Origin of the sequence: Chitinophaga japonensis, assembly GCF_007830125.1 — a bacterium.
Taxonomy (GTDB): Bacteria; Bacteroidota; Bacteroidia; order Chitinophagales; family Chitinophagaceae; genus Chitinophaga; species Chitinophaga japonensis.
This window is the reverse complement of record NZ_VLLG01000002.1, coordinates 1801901-1818508: the sequence shown is the minus strand read 5'-3', so window position 1 is coordinate 1818508 and position 16608 is coordinate 1801901. Positions and strand designations below refer to the sequence as shown.

The 16608-nt window shown below is 53.4% G+C and carries 13 protein-coding genes; 3 read left to right on the top strand and 10 right to left on the bottom strand.

Annotated features, from left to right (window positions below; genetic code table 11):
• Positions 1 to 20: 20 nt before the first annotated feature.
• Positions 21 to 695 carry a chitosanase gene (locus LX66_RS07460; protein ID WP_145711399.1) on the bottom strand — a complete coding sequence of 225 codons (675 nt, stop codon included), beginning with the start codon at positions 693 to 695 and terminating at the stop codon, positions 21 to 23.
• A 154-nt stretch (positions 696 to 849) separates the two neighbouring features.
• Positions 850 to 1707 (bottom strand): hypothetical protein, encoded by an 858-nt coding sequence (locus LX66_RS07455; protein WP_145711398.1) that lies wholly within the window; start codon positions 1705 to 1707, stop codon positions 850 to 852.
• 316 nt (positions 1708 to 2023) lie between these two features.
• Between LX66_RS07455 and LX66_RS07450 the strand changes: the two genes are divergently transcribed.
• The 3 genes from LX66_RS07450 to LX66_RS07440 all read left to right on the top strand — a co-directional run bounded on the left by LX66_RS07450 (position 2024) and on the right by LX66_RS07440 (position 5358).
• A complete protein-coding gene (locus tag LX66_RS07450) occupies positions 2024 to 3391 on the top strand; it encodes an alpha-L-fucosidase (RefSeq protein WP_145711397.1) in 1368 nt (455 codons plus the stop codon).
• 118 nt (positions 3392 to 3509) lie between these two features.
• Positions 3510 to 4535 (top strand): type IV toxin-antitoxin system AbiEi family antitoxin, encoded by a 1026-nt coding sequence (locus LX66_RS07445; RefSeq protein ID WP_145711395.1) that lies wholly within the window; start codon positions 3510 to 3512, stop codon positions 4533 to 4535.
• Entirely contained in the window at positions 4516 to 5358 is an 843-nt protein-coding gene (locus LX66_RS07440) for a nucleotidyl transferase AbiEii/AbiGii toxin family protein (RefSeq protein ID WP_145711393.1), read from the top strand. The genes LX66_RS07445 and LX66_RS07440 overlap by 20 nt, the downstream gene beginning before the upstream one ends.
• Here the strand turns inward: LX66_RS07440 and LX66_RS07435 are convergent.
• From LX66_RS07435 to LX66_RS07400, 8 genes are all read right to left on the bottom strand, one after another.
• Entirely contained in the window at positions 5326 to 6441 is a 1116-nt protein-coding gene (locus LX66_RS07435; protein WP_145711391.1) for a bile acid:sodium symporter family protein, read from the bottom strand. The genes LX66_RS07440 and LX66_RS07435 overlap by 33 nt on opposite strands.
• Before the next feature lie 23 nt (positions 6442 to 6464).
• The gene (locus LX66_RS07430; RefSeq protein WP_145711389.1) at positions 6465 to 7394 is read right to left on the bottom strand and encodes an RraA family protein; all 930 of its coding nucleotides are present in this window, start codon (positions 7392 to 7394) and stop codon (positions 6465 to 6467) included.
• A gap of 19 nt (positions 7395 to 7413) precedes the next feature.
• Positions 7414 to 8682: an amidohydrolase/deacetylase family metallohydrolase gene (locus tag LX66_RS07425; RefSeq protein WP_145711387.1), complete on the bottom strand. Its 1269-nt coding sequence runs from the start codon at positions 8680 to 8682 to the stop codon at positions 7414 to 7416.
• Positions 8683 to 8705: 23 nt separating this feature from the next.
• A complete protein-coding gene (locus LX66_RS07420) occupies positions 8706 to 9929 on the bottom strand; it encodes an aminotransferase class V-fold PLP-dependent enzyme (protein ID WP_145711385.1) in 1224 nt (407 codons plus the stop codon).
• A gap of 30 nt (positions 9930 to 9959) precedes the next feature.
• Positions 9960 to 10418, bottom strand: a complete 459-nt coding sequence (locus tag LX66_RS07415) for a RidA family protein (RefSeq protein WP_145711383.1) — start codon at positions 10416 to 10418, stop codon at positions 9960 to 9962.
• Positions 10419 to 10437: 19 nt separating this feature from the next.
• Positions 10438 to 11994, bottom strand: coding sequence for a SusD/RagB family nutrient-binding outer membrane lipoprotein (locus LX66_RS07410; RefSeq protein WP_145711381.1), 1557 nt, complete (start codon positions 11992 to 11994; stop codon positions 10438 to 10440).
• A 29-nt stretch (positions 11995 to 12023) separates the two neighbouring features.
• Positions 12024 to 15422, bottom strand: coding sequence for a SusC/RagA family TonB-linked outer membrane protein (locus LX66_RS07405; protein ID WP_244620324.1), 3399 nt, complete (start codon positions 15420 to 15422; stop codon positions 12024 to 12026).
• Between the two features lie 111 nt (positions 15423 to 15533).
• Positions 15534 to 16595 (bottom strand): FecR family protein, encoded by a 1062-nt coding sequence (locus LX66_RS07400; protein WP_145711377.1) that lies wholly within the window; start codon positions 16593 to 16595, stop codon positions 15534 to 15536.
• Positions 16596 to 16608 lie beyond the last annotated feature (13 nt).

The following is a 16608-nucleotide window of genomic DNA, read 5'->3' as shown; positions in this document are numbered from 1 at the left end:
TATAAGTTACGGAATTATGGCTATGCCACAGTTACGCCGTTAGCCAGCAGCGGTTTGTCCAGCATCCAGTTGTCCTGCTGTATAGCTTTCAGGTAGCTTTTGGTGCGGTACACGGTAGGCCGCAGGATCTTTTTGGAGTGATTGCCCAACCAGTGCTGGCGCACTTTCAGGTAAGCGCTGATCCAGGCTTTTTCATCGCCGCCGCGGGCCGGGGTCATTTCCGGGAAGCGGGCACGCAGGAAGGGCGGCACGCAGCCGGAGTGGATATAGCTATCGTAGATGACCAGCAGGCTCAGGGGCAGCGTAAACCCTTCGTCCTGGAAAAAATGCAGGGCCGGCGCATAGTACAGGATATCGAAAGTTTCATCCTGCGCATCGCGCATGGCGGGGTCTTCCCGGGCGCTCACTTTCAGCAGCCGTTTGAATTCCGCATCATCTACCAGGGGTTTCTTACCGATCAGCGGCAGGTAATGGATGAACTTATCCGCGTATTTGCCACCGGCGGCTACATACCGCTCAATGATGTTCTTCAGGTTGCCCTGTTCGGTGGCCTGGCTTCTGCCATAGGTGATCTGGCGGCTGCCGTTCTTGCCATCTGCAAATATGGAGATCTGGTCGTAACGGCCTTCCGGTGTACCTGTTTCCATAACATTCACTACCTGGATGACCTTCTTTTTCTGTGGTGCAGTGATCATACGTGAGGGATTTTAAGGGGTTTGAACAATGTAAAAATGTAAGGTAATATAAGGATTAAATTTCAAAAAACTACATATATGCAAGCGGCCCTGCACAGGAGCGCTGCTGTATAAGCCACTCCGGCAGAGCCGCATAACATGGGATCAAAGGCAATTACGGTTGAGGTGCTACAGTAGTATTGCCGTTTACGACAGGCCATACGCCCGGCTGCGGCACGCTTACGCCCTTGTTGCTGCCCCGCTGCTGCTGGTCGTTGCCAAAGTAATACAGCGGCCAGCCTTTATAGGACAACTGCACCCGGCCAAATACATGCAGCGTATCAAAATCCGCTTTATCCAGGATAGAAGGCACGCTCATGGTCTCATCCATTTCAAAAACGGGCCATACGGCATTGTTCGAGAAATCACTGGCCGTGAACGTGTTCGTATTGAATTTATCCGGCGCAAATGCATACAGGGTTCTGCCATAAGCGTCTGTAATATATTGGGTTATTTCCTGCCCGGGCTGGTACTGGCTGTTGTATTCCACGCCATTGTTCCCTACCAGTTGCGCATTGGCCAGCATTACGGTATAGTCCGGTTTGGCCACGTACCATACATTGTTGACCGCTTCGCCGTTCACATCGCCGGAAGCATTGTCATTGGCATAATAGTACAGGGGCCAGCCCTTGTAAGTGGTTTGTTTGGCGCCATCTGCGCGGGTAATGGTACCGAAGTCATCTGCATGCAGGCTGGTATCTTCCAGCCGCAGGTTTTCCACGTAAAAGACAGGCCATGCAGCCAGGCATCCGCCGGTGCAGGCAGAGGTATCGGCGGCGTCCAGCGAGAAGAAGTAAAGGGTATTACCGGCGCTGTCCGTCATTACCTTTCCCAGCGCGGCATTGTCAGCTACCTGTACATTGGCTTCCGGGGTGGAGGGGTCCGGATCGTTGTTATCATCTTTGCTGCAGGCAGCGAAGACACTGCACACGGCTGCTATGGCAATAAAATTTTTTCTTGCTTTGGATTGCATAACTTTTAATTGAATGATGAAGTAAAAGGAAGTGCACTTCGGAATATTAATACGGGGTATTTCCGGGAAGGTTGCTTTGAGGTAAAAATTCTTTATCCCGCAAAAAGAGAAAAAACTACAACCATCTGCGAAAATCAATACAATAAGTAGTGGGTTTATTCCCGAACTTTAAGAACAGATGCTGCTATCTTAAAAGATAGTAGTACACGCACACGTTGTTGAAAGCGAAATAAAAGAGCCGGGCTCTTATTTTTTTGACTTGTAATGCAAACGATTGCAAGAATAGTAATACGTCATCAATAAAAAACTTTCACGAATGAAAAAACTGCTCCTCCTTTTGTCGGCCTTTATCCATTTTACCCTGTTTGCCACCGCACAAACATCCGTTACGCACGACCAGCATATGCAATGGTGGCGGGATGCCCGCTTTGGCATGTTCATCCACTGGGGCGTATATGCCGTACCGGCCGGTGTTTACAATGGTCACCCTGTTAACCGCGCCTCCGAATGGATCATGAACCGGGCCAAGATACCGGTGGCCGTTTATCAGCAGTATGCCCAAAGCTTTAACCCGGTAAAATATGATCCCGATGCCTGGGTAAAGCTGGCCAAAGAAGCGGGCATGAAATATATTGTGATCACCGCCAAGCACCACGACGGCTTTGCCTTATTCAGGACCAGCGCCAGCAAATGGAATGTAGTGGATGCCACCCCTTACGGCAAGGACCTGCTGGAACCGCTGGCCGCCGCCTGCCGCAAGTATGGCATTAAACTGGGCTTCTATTACTCCCAAGCGCAGGACTGGAATAATCCCGGCGGCGCAGCCGCGCGCAAAGTGGCGGCAGAGGGCTGGGCCAACCCGGACTCCGCAAAGATCGATGCATACACCCGGGCGCACAGCGGTCACTGGGACCCGGCGCAAAGCACCCGGCCCATGGACGAGTATATAGACCAGGTAGCCGTGCCCCAGGTACGGGAGCTGCTGACCAACTATGGCGACCTGGGCGTGCTATGGTGGGATACGCCCACCCATATGACAGACGCCTACGCCAAAAAGCTGCAGGCCCTGCTGGCGCTGCAATCGCACATTATCACCAACGACCGGCTGAAGCGGCCCAACTTCCCCGGCGACTATAAAACACCGGAACAAAGAATACCCGGGCAGGATGAGCTGGACGGCCGCGACTGGGAAACCTGCATGACCATGAACGGTAGCTGGGGCTACAAAAGCACGGACCATAAATGGAAAAGCACGGCAACGCTGGTACGCAACCTGGTGGACATTGCTTCCAAAGGTGGCAATTACCTGCTGAATGTAGGCCCTACTGCGGAAGGGGAATTTCCCCAGGAAAGCATTCATGCGCTAAAGGAAATCGGCGCCTGGATGAAGGTAAACGGTGAAGCCATTTACGGCACCCAAAGCAGCCCGCTGCCGCCCCTGGCCTGGGGACGCTGCACCCGCAAAGAAGGAAAGAACGGCACTATATTGTACCTCTCCGTATTTGACTGGCCGGCCAATGGAAAGCTAACCGTACCCGGCGTGGAAGGCAAGGTAAAAAGTGCGCGCCTGCTGGTCGGGAATGTTTTGTTGAAGACTATGATGGGTAAGGACGGGCTGGTAATAGATCTGCCGGCGGAAGCGCCGGAGAAGATTGCATCGGTGGTAAAGGTGGAGGTGGAGTGAGGGAGGTGGAATGCTTTGGATCTTAAAGAGCAGGGGTTAGAGCGGCTAAACAATTTTTGTCTTTTCCTTATTTGTTCAATAAATTTGAATGTTCACTGCTGGTGAACATGCTTAAAAAATGAACATATCGGAAAAAAATATTGTTGCTGACATACTAACGCGGTTGCAAAACATAGCCGGGATCGAGGGTATCTATAGGAGCGGGGAACCAACTCGTAACAGAGAAATTGACGGAGAGATAGATTTTCTATTTAGGGATAGTAGCTTTCATGTTTTTGTTGAGATCAAAAAAGAGCTCAAACCTTACCATTTGCCAAAAATACAGGAATATGCCAAGAAATATAAACCATTCATGGTAGTGGCCGAACACATTTATCCAGCGCAGAAAAAAATATTGAAAGAAAACGGCATTGGCTACCTAGATGGAGCAGGTAATATTTTTTTGGAACAAGCCGACGGTATTCTTTGGCTAGAGGGTAATAAGCCGGTGAAAGAGCACAGGCCTGTAACTAATAGAGCCTTTACAAAAGCAGGATTAACACTGGTTTTTCATTTTCTATTATATGAAGAAACGCTGAATTTGCCATATCGTTCCCTGGCACTGGCGGCAAATGTTTCGCTGGGGAATATTAAGAACATCATTGAAGGATTAAAAGAAGCAGGATTTATCCTACAGGTTGGGAAAGGGAAAAAAGTGCTTCAGAATAAAAGGGCACTACTGCACAGATGGATAACCGCTTATCAGGAAACGCTAAAGCCTACACTTCATTTGGGTAATTTTAATTTTTGGGAACAAGAACGTTCCAGACATTGGGAATCACTAATTAAAGAAAGTGGCCTAATGGTTTGGGGCGGGGAGGCCGCGGCAAAACTACTTATTAACCACCTGGAGCCGGAATTTCTCACATTATATATAGAGAGTGACAACAGGACACCGAAAGGGGATTGGATGCTGATACCCAATAAAAATGGACGATTGAAATTGTATAAGAAATTCTGGACCGATACAAACTGGGATTTCAAAAAATTGACCCCGCCTTTATTAATTTATGCAGACCTTATGATAACAGGAGACCCCAGGTGTATAGAAGCAGCGATGATTATTTATGATAAATTTTTGAAGGATGAATTTGATCAACGTTAGAGAGGAGGAGCTTAAAGACATATTTGATGTATTGGAAGAAGTGTTTAGAGAATTGAAGATCGACTATTATTTAATCGGAGCTGTCGCCCGGGATATCTGGTATTCGCGAGGCAACAAACAGTTCAGAAGAACGAAAGATGTTGACTTTGCGGTAATGGTTGGCAGTCAGAGGGAATATGAGGTGTTAAGGGGTTATCTAAAGATGCATAAAGGATTTATAGGTACCAGGGAAAATTCATTTGTACTGATCTCATCCACAGGTATCCAGGTGGATATTTTACCCTTTGGTGATATTGCTGGCGACACTGCTGTTAGAATTGAGGGAATGGGCCTTACCAATATTCAGGTAGACGGATTCGTTGAAGTATACAAGTCTGGTATAGCGGGCGTTGAGCTGACAACAGGACACCACTTTAAAGTGGCAACCTTGCCGGCTATTATATTATTAAAGTTGATCGCTTTTGATGACCGTCCGGAAATACGATTTAAGGATGCACGTGATATAGCCAATATTCTTGAACATTATTTCGAATTACAGGCTGATTTTATCTATGGTAACCATCTGGATCTATTTGACGACAACAGACCGAGCTTCAACGCTCCGGATCTATCTGAAATTTCCGGAATTGTTATTGGACGGGAGATAAAACGAATCACAGCAGGTAATGAACAGCTTCAGGCACGACTGGTCAAGATACTGCAAACCCAGATTGGAGAGGCGGAGAACAGCTCCTTTGTCAGGAATATGGTAGCAGAAACAGGAAGTACTGTCGAAGAAGCATTAGAGCGGTTAAACAGCTTGCTGACTGGTATGGATTTTTGACCCCTCCGGCGGCCTCCTATGCCACCATGACGCCAGCAACGATCCCGTAATATTCATCACCGGCCCGAAAATAGCCGGCGCCAGGCCTACCGTAGCAATCCGCCCCATTTCCCTGGCGATGGCGGAGGCCAGGCCCCCGTTCTGCATACCCACTTCTATGGCAATGGTACGGCAATCCTGCTCTTTCATGCGTATAAGGCGGCAAAACCAGTATCCCAACGTATATCCCGCCAGGTTATGGATAAGCCCAGCCAGCACCAGCAGCACGCCCACGTTCAGCAGGCTGCTGCGCCCATGGGCGGTAATGATCACGATAATGAAAGCAATAGCGGCCATAGACAGCCTGGGCATCAGCCGGTCCAGCCAGTTAATCCGGCCGCTCAGGAAATGGTTGAACACCAGCCCCCCGGCTACGGGTATCAACACCATTTTCGTGATATCCCACATCATTTGCTGCACGCTGATCTCGATATAATTACCGGCCAGCCACTGCATCAGCAGCGGCGTTACAAAAGGAGCCAGCAGGGTGGATACGGCCGTTAGCGTAACGGACAGTGCCAGGTTGGCTTTGGCCAGGTAGGAGATCACGTTGGAGGCCATGCCGCAGGGAGCGGAACCGATCAGTATCACCCCCGCGCTGATCTCCGGCGGCAGGTGCAGCACCGTAGCCAGCGCCAGCCCTACCAGCGGCATAATGGTAAACTGGCAGGCCAGCCCTACAAACACCCCGGCGGGCATTTTCACCACGCCATAAAAATCACGCAGGCTCATGGAAGTGCCCATACCGAACATGATCACCTGTATGAGCGGGGTAATGAGCACGGAAAGGTCCCGGCCATTGGGCCTGGTAAAGGGTTGCGGGTAATAAAGGGCGGCCGTTACGGCGGCAAAGATCATAGTCGTATATACATATCCTTTAGTGGCGGTATAACGGCTGAAGAACAGCGCCAGCGCCGCCCAGAAAGCGATCATGTAGGGACCGGCCTGCGAGATCCTGCCGGTACAAAAGAGTATGATATTAACGATCAGCAACAGGCCGGACGCTATGCCCGCCGCCAGCCCAGGTTTATTGGATACTGACATGTGGAATTTCTTTTTTTTTAGCTTTACCAGGTCCTTCCCTGCAGGTACTGGTCCAGTGCCTGGCGGTTCAGTTGTATGGGACCGGGATGCTGCTGCAGCCATTGCAGGAAATCTTCTTTTATCTGGTCCGTCCACTGGTTGTCAATCTCACCGGGCGTGTATTTCCCGGATTTGAGCATGGCATGGCCAAACTGGTCCTTCATACCAATGAAGATGGCCGTATTGATCACCTTTTCCGCCATGTGGGCCGGTATGAACAGGATGCCCTCCTTTTGCGCCAGCACCAGGTCGCCGGGCAGCACTATGGCCTTGCCTATACGAATGGGCGTATTCAGCCCGGTCAGCACCACGTTCCTGAGGTAGGAAGGGTCCCAGTCCCGCACAAAGGCATTAAAGCCGGGTATATCTTCCAGGCCTTCCAAGTCGCGGGCGGAGGCGTCAAACACTACGCCGTTGCCGCTCCGGGTATAGATCGCATTGCCCAGGTTGTCGCCTATCAGCGTGCCTTCCGCTATTTTGCCGAAGCCATCCGCCACGTATACATCGCCGCGGGTCAGTTGCTGTATGGGCCAGGAATTGGTATTCCCCTTAAACCCCTTTGCATGGCCTCTTTCCAGGATATGCTGCGCTATGTCCGGGCGGGAGGGCATGTATTGCGCTGTTACCGCGCGGCCTACAATAGGCGTATCCGGGTGCAGGATCTTCCAGTTGCCTTCAAACTGGCAGTGGTAGCCTTCATTATCCAGTATGGTCCATGCTTCCTCGATACCGATGTGCCGGGCCTTCTCCACCAGGCTGTCCGGTATTTTAGGCCGCCCGTCTGCAAAGCGCTCTCCTTTCCAGGCGGAAGTAAGAAAGATCAGCTCTTCTTTAGGAATGGTTTGTGCCGGCAGCAGCAAGGGCAGGCAGGCCAATAACAATAGCAATAACGTAAAAGGATGTATGTTCTTCATTGCAGTCAATCAGGTTGTATCAGTTAATGGAATGGGTAAGCCCCTGGTAGGGCCTGCTGGCCAGGCCGTTCAGGTCGTATACGATTTCCCCCGCACGCAGGGTCAGTTCGCATTCCAGCTTCTCCTTGCCCTCCACGCGGGAGCCGGCGGCATCTATAAAACCAAAGCTTCCTTTTACCACGCGCAGGATCGCCACATCCGCCACGGCGCCTGCGGACAGGTGCCCCAGCTCCTCGCGCCGAATAGCCCGGGCGGGTTCCCAGGTGGATGCCCTGATCACCTCCGCCAGCCGCATGCCCATGCTCAGGAACTTGGACATCACGTTCAGCATGTCTTTCATACCGCCATTCATGCTGTGTGTATGGATATCCGTGCTGATGGTGGAAGGATAGAAACCGGCCTTCAATGCCGGCACGGCCTGCGAAAAGGAAAAGCTGGAACCGCCATGCCCTACGTCAAAAATGATCCCCTTTTTGCGGGCGGCGGGTGCAAAAGGCTCCAGCACGCCATTTTTTACCACCGCCATGCGGCCTCTCAACTGCGCATAGGTATGCGTAAAAATATCGCCGGGGCGCAGGTGCTGCATGAACAGGGTTTCCAGGGAAAGCGGCGGGCGCTGCTCCCCGAAGTCCACCATTACCGGCACGCCGGCTATCTTACCGGCTTCCACGGCGCGGTCTACCGGTGTCCAGTCCGCGCCTACATAGTGGGCCAGCTTGATGCCTACCAGGTATTCCTTGTTATGCAGGATCGTGAGCGCGGTCATTTTCGGGTCCATATCCGGCAGGTTCTGCTCATACACGCCGCCGCGCATGCCTTCCCCTACAATGTTCAGGAAAGCCAGCACCCGCGTTTGCGAGTGCTGGATGGTCTGTGTTTTAAACCGCTCAAAGCTCTTCCAGCCGGCGCTGCCGGCATCCACTACCGTGGTAACACCGCAGCGGAAAGTAAAGCCGTCCGGTGCAATGGCGGTATAGCTGTTGCTGAGATAACGGTTCTCCTCCGTACCCGCAAAATTGTGGGTATGGATATCTATCAGTCCGGGCATTACGTACAGGCCGTCCGCCTGTATCACCTTCGCTGCCTTTGCGGGATCAATGCCGGGCGCCACTGCGGCAATGGTATCGCCGGCAATGGCCACATCCATGACGCGGTCAATATTATTCTTAGGATCGATGACGTGACCGCCTTTGATCAGCAGGCGGTATTGCTGGGCCAGGCACAGGCCGGGCCCCAGCAGTAACCACACAAAAAGCAGGCTTCCGTTTATCGCCGTTCGTTTCATCATTGCATACTTGTTTACAAAGCACATTACACGTTGGATAGCGCTTCCTTCAAGCGCGCCGCCACTATCTTTTCCTGTCCGGGCACCATCATCCAGGTAGTGATGCTGATGGCATGCGGCTTCCCTTCCGGGCTGCCGGCCACCTCGATGGAAGGCGTACCCTTGCGTAGCTTCTCCTGCAGCGCTGCTGCGCTCAGGGGCAGCTTTGCCGGGTCCCAGGACACATGCAGGGTGGGAATGTGGTTGGCGATGGGCGGCACTTTCGTTGCTGTGTGCACACCCGGTACCGATGCGGCGGCATTGCCGATGAGGGCTACCTGCGCTTCCCACTGCTTCCATTCCTTTGCATGATCTTTCTGCAGGTAAAGCTCCAGCGCTACCAGCATGCCCAGTATCTCTTCCTTATTCACCTTCATGCCGCGGCCCACGGTATTGCCCCTGGGCGGCATGCTGAGCCGGGCGGCTTTGATGTACTTTTCTTTTCCCAGCAGCAGCCCGGCGCTCTGTGGCCCGCGGATGCCTTTACCACCGGAAAAGCAGACCATGTCGTAGCCCATGGCGGTGTACTTCCACAGGTTCTCTACCGGCGGCACATCAGCCGCGCAGTCTATCATGGCGGGTAAGCGGTGCGCTTTGGCTACCTGCAGGAATTCTTCTACCTGTACCTGTCCGTCAAAATTGTTGGCGTTCACAAAAAAGAGCATGGCCGTCTGGTCGTTGATCGCCTTTTCCAGCTCCGCTTTGGTCTCTACCAGGATCACTTTCACGCCGGTGTTCTTCAGGGCATGCGCATAGGGAATATCATGCGCTTTCTGCATCACCACTTCCGTTTTCATGCCGGTGCCGGCCAGGTGCGGCACCAGTTCGGCTTTCTTCTCGTCCATGCCGGTAAGCACGCCGGTAAGTCCCAGGGTAATGGCAGATGCAGCGCCGGAGGTCACTACGGCATATTCGCATTTCGCCAGGGAAGCGATGCGCTGCCCCACCTTATCCTGCAGGTCGTCCAGTATCACATACTCTTTGGAAGCATATTGTATGGCGGACAGCACTTCCGGCAGCATCAGGGAGCCGGTCATGGAAGTGTAGGTGCCTGCAGCATTAATGAAGGTGCGGATGCCCAGGTCCCTGAAATAGTCTTTGGCCGGGGCCGCTGCTGCGTCCAGGAAGGGCAGCAGGTTGGTAGTACCTGCCAGTCCACCCAATAGGGGGACGGCAGAAAAATTCTTTATTAAATTTCTCCGTGAGATCATAATATGAAGTATGAAGTAAGAAATAAGAGGTCAAATTGCAGCGATGCAATCCATCTCCACCAGCGAGTCGCCCGGCACGCCGCCATATACGGCTACCGTGGTGCGCACGGGGGGCTTGCTGCCGAAACGGCCGCGGAATACTTCGTTCATGGCTTTATAGTCATTCAGGTCGTGCAGGAACACGCTTACCTTTAATACTTTGTCCATAGAGCTGCCGGCCTTTTTCAACTGCGCTTCCATTTCTTTCAGCACATGATCCGTATGCGCTTTGATGTCGCCTTCAAAATGCGCGCCGATACCAGCCAGGAAAATAAGGTTGCCGTGCCGGGTAACACTGGAAAAAAGCGGCACTTCCTGGTCATACACCACTCCCTGCACCTGCTTGTCTGCGCCGGCAGGGGCGGCTGCTTTGGCCACTGCGCTAAAACCAACAACGCCTGCCAGGGAGGTAAAAAGCTTTTTGAGTACGTTTCTTCTTTCGTTTATCATACATTATCAATTTGAAAAATTATTTATCCCACCACACACGTGTCGTAAAATCATTCGGGCCCTGCCGCTGCAAAGCCGCCTGCAGGTTGGCGCTGTTCACGCTTTCTTCCGAAGGCGGGTAGATGAGGCGGCGGGGAATAACACCGTTGGTAATATTACCGGGCACGTTCACCGGTGTCAGTACCGGGTAGCCGCTACGGCGCCAGTCTGACCAGGCTTCCTGCTCATCCAGCAGCAGGGTCACCCATAGCTGGGTATGTATCTGCTCCATCTGCTGCTCAAAGGTGCCGGCGCTGTTGAAAGCATGGGCGGCCAGGTACGCACTGATCCGCTCACTGCTGATAACGCCCCCGCTCCCGAACAGGGACCAGTTGCGCATGGATGCGCTGATGCCGTCCTGGTAAGCGGTGGCCGCATCGCCGGCATACCAGCCCCGGATGGCCGCTTCCGCCAGCAGCAGGTTCACCTCGCCGGCGCTCATGACAATGTAGGGCGCGGATTTCAGCAGCACGGTATTCGGGTTCGGCTCGGAGTAGGTCACAAAGTCCGCCGGCTTGCCCAGCAGCCCGTTGGGCATGCCCTTCTGCAGGGCGGCCGAGGTATCTGCCTTGCCGCTTACCCACACTACGGATATCACGCCCAGCCGGGGATCATTGTTATTCTTCAGGTAGTCAATAAAGGTCTTTGCATATTTACCGCCCTCCGTATTGCCATCGCCGTTAGCCACGGCAAAGTTATTGGCCAGCATATCGTAGGAGGCGGGGTTCTGGTTGTAGGTTTGCGGCCCGTCGGCATATTTCATGTAGGCGCGGTCTGCATCCTCCATGATCACACCGCCGGCAATGGCTTTCTGCACCCAGGTTTGAGCCTGTGCGGCATCCACTTTGCTGAGGCGCATGCCCAGCCGCAGCATCAGGGAGTACGCAAATTTCTTCCAGCGGGCAACATCGCCATTATAAATGAAATCCCCTGCGCCAAAAGTAGGCTGTCCTTCACTAAAGGCGGCAGCAGCTTCCTCCAGCTCCCTGAGCATGTCCGCGTAGATGGCGGATTGCTGGTCGTAGGCCGGCGTAAAATTATTGTCCGTATATCCATTCACGGCATCGGTATAGGGCACATCTCCAAAGAGGTCCGTAATGCGGTGCATAATATATACGCGCCAGATGCGGGCGATGGACAGCTTGTTTACATTCGTTGCCGGCTCCTCCTGCAGGGCGTTGATCACGGTGGCGATCTCGTTCACGGCGCCGGGGTAGGTGTTCTCAAAGAATGCGTAGGGATAGGTGCCCTGCTGCCAGTAATATTTATCGCCCAGGCCCGGTACATCCTTGTAGGTGGCGTAGTGTTGTATGGCCCCGCCGGCGCACACCATGCTGGTGGAATACCAGGTGGTAATGGTGGTGCCATAGCCGCCGCTCACGCCGTCCAGCAACGCTTTGCTGAACATATATTCCGGTTCCACGGCAGGGGACGCATCGGGGTTGACGTTCATTTCTTCAAACCCTTTGTCACAGGCGGATAATGCCAGCAGGCCCGTTACAGCAACGCATATCAGTTTATGAAAGCTCTTTAACATAGTTCATTTTTGATGTAAGCGTAAATAGATCAGAATTTCACCATCAGGTTAAAGCCGTAGCTCCTGGTGCGCGGCACGCCAAATGCTTCAAAGCCCTGCGCATTGCCGTTGGTATAGCTGGACTCCGGATCAAAATTGTCGGTCTGTTTATATAGTATCGCCAGGTTGCGCGCCACAAAGGACAGCGAAGCGGATTCCATTTTCAGCTTCCAGATATGGTCCAGCGGCAACTGGTAGCTCAGTATCACCTGGCGCAGCTTTACAAAGCTGCCATCCTGCACAAACAGGTCCGTATAATTTTTCAGGTTGTCATAATACAGGCGCAGGTCGGATACGGGGATGGTGTGCGGGTAAGGATTGCCGTCCGCATCCACGCCATCCAGGCTCAGGCCCGCTTCCCTGCCGGGCAGCGTTTGCTTGTGCAGGCCGAACCGGGTGGCATATACGTCCATAGTAGAGAATACCTTGTTACCAAACTTGCCGTCCACCAGCAGCTCCAGCGACAGGCGCTTGTAATTGAAGGTGTTGGTAAGGCCCATGGTCAGCGGCGGCACGCCCTGCCCCAGCTCCACCAGCTCGCTCTTCAGCGGGTAGCCGTTGGAACCGTAGATCACCTGGCCCTTTTCATTGCGCTGCATGGTATAGCCTTTAATGATGCCGTAAGGGCGGCCCACCGTGTTGTGCACAAAAGCCCAGGAGCCCACGCTGGCGGCCATCTGTATGGTGTTCAGTCCTTCTGCCAGCCTTACCACTTCATTCTTGTTATAGGCCACGTTGTAGCTGACGTCCCAGGAAAAGCTGCCGCGCTTTACCGGGGTGCCGGTCAGCAACAGCTCCACGCCCCTGTTATTCAGCTCCCCTACATTCAGCAGGGCGTCATTATAGCCGGAGGCGCGGGAAATGGCCGTGCGCACAATATCATTCGTGGTTTTCCGGTTGTAGAAAGTAAGGTCTATGCCCAGGCGGTTGTTCAGGAACTGCGCTTCCAGGCCGGCCTCGTAGGTGGTGGAAGTCAGCGGCTTCAGGTTGGAATTGGTCACCAGGTTCACATCCTGCGAGGTGGTTACCTGCTGCACCGGCTGCCCCAGGTGGCCGCCCTGTACACTGCTGTAGGTCTGGTTCAGGATGTAAGGGTCCGGGGTGGCGCCGCCCACCTGCGCCCAGGAAGCGCGCAGCTTGGCATAACTAACCCAGGCGGGCAGTTGCACGGCGTCGGACAGGATAAAGCTGGTACCGATGGCCGGGTAAAATATGCTGTTGTTCTGCGGGCTGAGGGTGGAGAACCAGTCCTCGCGCCCGGTGAGGGTCAGGAAGATGATGGACTTATAATCCAGGTCGATAGACCCGAACACGGAATTGGTGCCGGTACGGTTGCGTATAGGCCTGGTAGTGACCGTGGCCAGGTTGGTGTAACTGTAAAAGAACGGTATCACGAACTGGGAACCGTCTATGTCCGTTTCATCGCTGTTGTACCGGCGCCGGTTAGCCCCTGCCAGTACGTTCAGCCCTACGTTATTGAACAGCCGGCCATTGTAGTTCACGGTAAGCATGGCATTGGTTTCCGCCACGGATACTTTTTTACTGCTGTAGGAACCGGCGGCGCCCAGCGTATATACGGTACCGGTAGGAATGATGCCCACAAAATCATAGTTAAAGAAATCGCGGCTCACGGTGCCTTTTACGAACAGGTTCTTCAGCACATCGTATTTAATGCTGGCCTGGCCGATGAAGCGGTTCTTGGTATCATTGTTCTGGAACCGGTTCACCACAAAATAGGCGTTGGAAGCATAGGGCGTTTCGTTCCACTGTGTTTCCCTGCCGGCGGAGTCGTATCCAGGCGCCATTTGCCGGATGTCCACGGTATTGGCTACCATGTACACCGCCCAGTTCGGGTTACCGGGCGCATCGCCGGCGCTGGGCCTGTTTGTTGCATTCTCCACGTTATATTGCGCCACCGCCTCAATGCTGATCTTCTTGCCCAGCCAGGCATTCACTCTCAGGTTGGCGATCTTCTTGTTCAGGGAAGAGTTAGGCAAAATGCTTTTGCTGTCTGTATTGGACAGGGAAAAGCGGTAATTAATACTTTCGGAGCCGCCGGTAAAGGCAATGGTATTGATGAAGGTGGTGCCCGTTTCGTAGAAGTTTTTGATATTGTCTTTCTGGGGGGAGTAAGGATGCATAAGGCCGTCAAATGCAATGTAGGGCTGGCCATCCATGGGGGGGCCGAAAGAACGGCGCCCCCAGTCGATAGCCTGCTGCTGCGTGGCCGGCTTTACACCCCCGTCGCCCTGCCCGTATTCATACTGCCAGTCGGGGATCACCGCAGGGGTTTCCAGTGTCAACGTAGTGTTGTAGTCCACCCCTATGCCCTTTCTTGCTTTTCCTTTTTTGGTGGTGATGAGTATAACGCCGTTGGCGGCACGGGAGCCGTACAGGGCCGCCGCAGGTCCCCCTTTCAATACGCTGATGGTCTCAATATCGTCCGGGTTGATGCCGGCAATGCCGTCGCCCCGGTCCACGTTCAGCCCGCCGCCGCCCGTGGTAGGACTGCCGCCGGGACTGGTGTTGTCAATAGGCATACCATTCACTACGTACAGGGGCTGGTTGTCGCCGTTCAGGGAGCCGTTGCCGCGGATGATCACACGGCTGGAACTGCCCGGGCCGCTGGCCAGGCTGGTAGCGTTCACGCCGGCTACCTTGCCGCTGAGCGCATTGGCCACGTTGATCTCCCTGGCGCGGGTAAACTCGCTGCCGCTTACTTCCGTTACCGCAAAGGGTACCGCCTTTTTCTCTTTTCGTATGCCCAATGCCGTTACTACCACTTCCGACAGCGATTTGTTGGCATCCTCCAGTTGCACCAGTACGGGCGCGTCCGGGTCGGAGATGATAACCTCCTGTTGCCTGAACCCGATGGAGGATATGACCAGCACCAGGGGACCGGCTTTGCCGCCATCCCTGATGGTGAGCTCAAAGTTCCCGTCGCCGTCCGCCATGGTAGCGGTAGAGGGGTCTCCTTTAAGGTACACTGTGGCGCCGGGTATGGCGCTGCTGTCCTTCGAGGACACCACCCTTCCCTTTATCTTGTCCGCCATCCGTAAAAAGCTGACGAGGTTGGAAATGCTATCGGTATTGGACGTGTTGCTGAATATAGAGAATTGCTGTGCGTTGATGCGTTTGTATTCCAGGCGCTGATCCGTGAGCAGTTGCTTCAGCGCAGCTTCCGGCTCCATCCGCTCCACCTTCTCCAGCATTTCCGCGGGAATGGTCTTGCCGGTCAGCAGGCCTTCACGGTAGGCAATGCGTACATTATGGAACTTGCGGATGCGGTCCAGGCCCTCTTTCAGCGACACGGTGGCCCGGCCGGACTTTCCTCCCTGGGAGGATACATAAAATGGAGTGGTTGGTCTGGAAGCATACACTTTTTCCACTTGCGCTGTTACCGGTTTTCCCATGCCAAACGTACAGGCACACCAAAGGAGGCCCAAAAACAGATTTTGGTCTTTTCGTAACATGTCTTTTTTTTTAGCAGATAATTCCCGCTACCTACCTGAATAAAACACCAGATGTTTTTCTGAAGATTTGTCCACTTTTACGTTAAGCGTGGTCGAGATGACGGTCAGGAGCTCGTCTACGTTGGCAACATTGATCTCTCCTTCAATTTTCATTTGCCGGATGCTGTCATCCCTGGTCTCGACCGTGTAGCCATAGCTGTCTTGCAGTGTTTCAATGATTTCAGCTAATGCAGCATTGGTGAAGATAATTTCCTTCCTGGTCCAGTCTTTTAGTTTCTCCGGTTTTGCCAGTTTTTGGTTGCTTAGCAGCTTTTCGCCGCCGTATTCTACATAATCGCCCGGTAACATTACGATAGCCGGTTGCTTTTGATGGGCGTTCCCGCCGGTATGTGCTACTTTAATTTTGCCTGTTATCAGGCCGATGTTGGTTTTCCCGTGCCGGTTCTTCACGTTAAAGGAGGTGCCCAGCACTTCAATGGTGATCCCGTCGCTATGCACCAGGAACCGCTCATGCGGGGAGATATGCTGCGTATCCCGGTTCACATGCCGCACATCGAAGAAGGCTTCCCCTTCTATCCATACTTCCCGGGGCGCGGTGCTATCCCATTTGGCGGCATAGTGCAGCCGGGAATTGGCGTTCAGTATCACCACGGATTGATCGGGCAAAGTAATGGTCCTTTTCTCGCCATAGTCCGTATCTATTACCTGGTTGCGATGCAGGTACTGTATCGCCAGGTACCCGGTGGCAATGACCAGCAGCAGGGAAGCGGCGATCTTCATCCAGGAGCGTCCCCGTTTCATTTTCTCTTTATGCCCGTTCGCAGCCTCCTCCTGTATGGTAGCGCTGATCCGGGACCAGAGCTGCGCCTTTTGCGCCGCATCGCTACGCACGTCCTGCGTACGGTAAGATCGGATGAACTGTAATGCCTGCCTGTAAGTGTCCGCATGATCCGGGTAGCGGTCCGGGAATGCTTCCCAGAATGCATCCGCCTCAGTGTTGGCCTGATCCTCCTGTACAGCCCACCTGACAAAATCATCATCATCCAGGAAATCCTGCAATGTATATGTTATGTATTTGTCATTTTGCATGCAATGAATGGGC

What these genes read in the sequence shown, in the direction of transcription:
- LX66_RS07460 (WP_145711399.1), bottom strand. Translation starts at nt 695, where the DNA reads ATGATCACTGCACCACAGAAAAAGAAGGTCATCCAGGTAGTGAATGTT.
- LX66_RS07455 (WP_145711398.1), bottom strand. Translation starts at nt 1,707, where the DNA reads ATGCAATCCAAAGCAAGAAAAAATTTTATTGCCATAGCAGCCGTGTGC.
- LX66_RS07450 (WP_145711397.1), top strand. Translation starts at nt 2,024, where the DNA reads ATGAAAAAACTGCTCCTCCTTTTGTCGGCCTTTATCCATTTTACCCTG.
- LX66_RS07445 (WP_145711395.1), top strand. Translation starts at nt 3,510, where the DNA reads ATGAACATATCGGAAAAAAATATTGTTGCTGACATACTAACGCGGTTG.
- LX66_RS07440 (WP_145711393.1), top strand. Translation starts at nt 4,516, where the DNA reads ATGAATTTGATCAACGTTAGAGAGGAGGAGCTTAAAGACATATTTGAT.
- LX66_RS07435 (WP_145711391.1), bottom strand. Translation starts at nt 6,441, where the DNA reads ATGTCAGTATCCAATAAACCTGGGCTGGCGGCGGGCATAGCGTCCGGC.
- LX66_RS07430 (WP_145711389.1), bottom strand. Translation starts at nt 7,394, where the DNA reads ATGAAGAACATACATCCTTTTACGTTATTGCTATTGTTATTGGCCTGC.
- LX66_RS07425 (WP_145711387.1), bottom strand. Translation starts at nt 8,682, where the DNA reads ATGATGAAACGAACGGCGATAAACGGAAGCCTGCTTTTTGTGTGGTTA.
- LX66_RS07420 (WP_145711385.1), bottom strand. Translation starts at nt 9,929, where the DNA reads ATGATCTCACGGAGAAATTTAATAAAGAATTTTTCTGCCGTCCCCCTA.
- LX66_RS07415 (WP_145711383.1), bottom strand. Translation starts at nt 10,418, where the DNA reads ATGATAAACGAAAGAAGAAACGTACTCAAAAAGCTTTTTACCTCCCTG.
- LX66_RS07410 (WP_145711381.1), bottom strand. Translation starts at nt 11,994, where the DNA reads ATGTTAAAGAGCTTTCATAAACTGATATGCGTTGCTGTAACGGGCCTG.
- LX66_RS07400 (WP_145711377.1), bottom strand. Translation starts at nt 16,595, where the DNA reads ATGCAAAATGACAAATACATAACATATACATTGCAGGATTTCCTGGAT.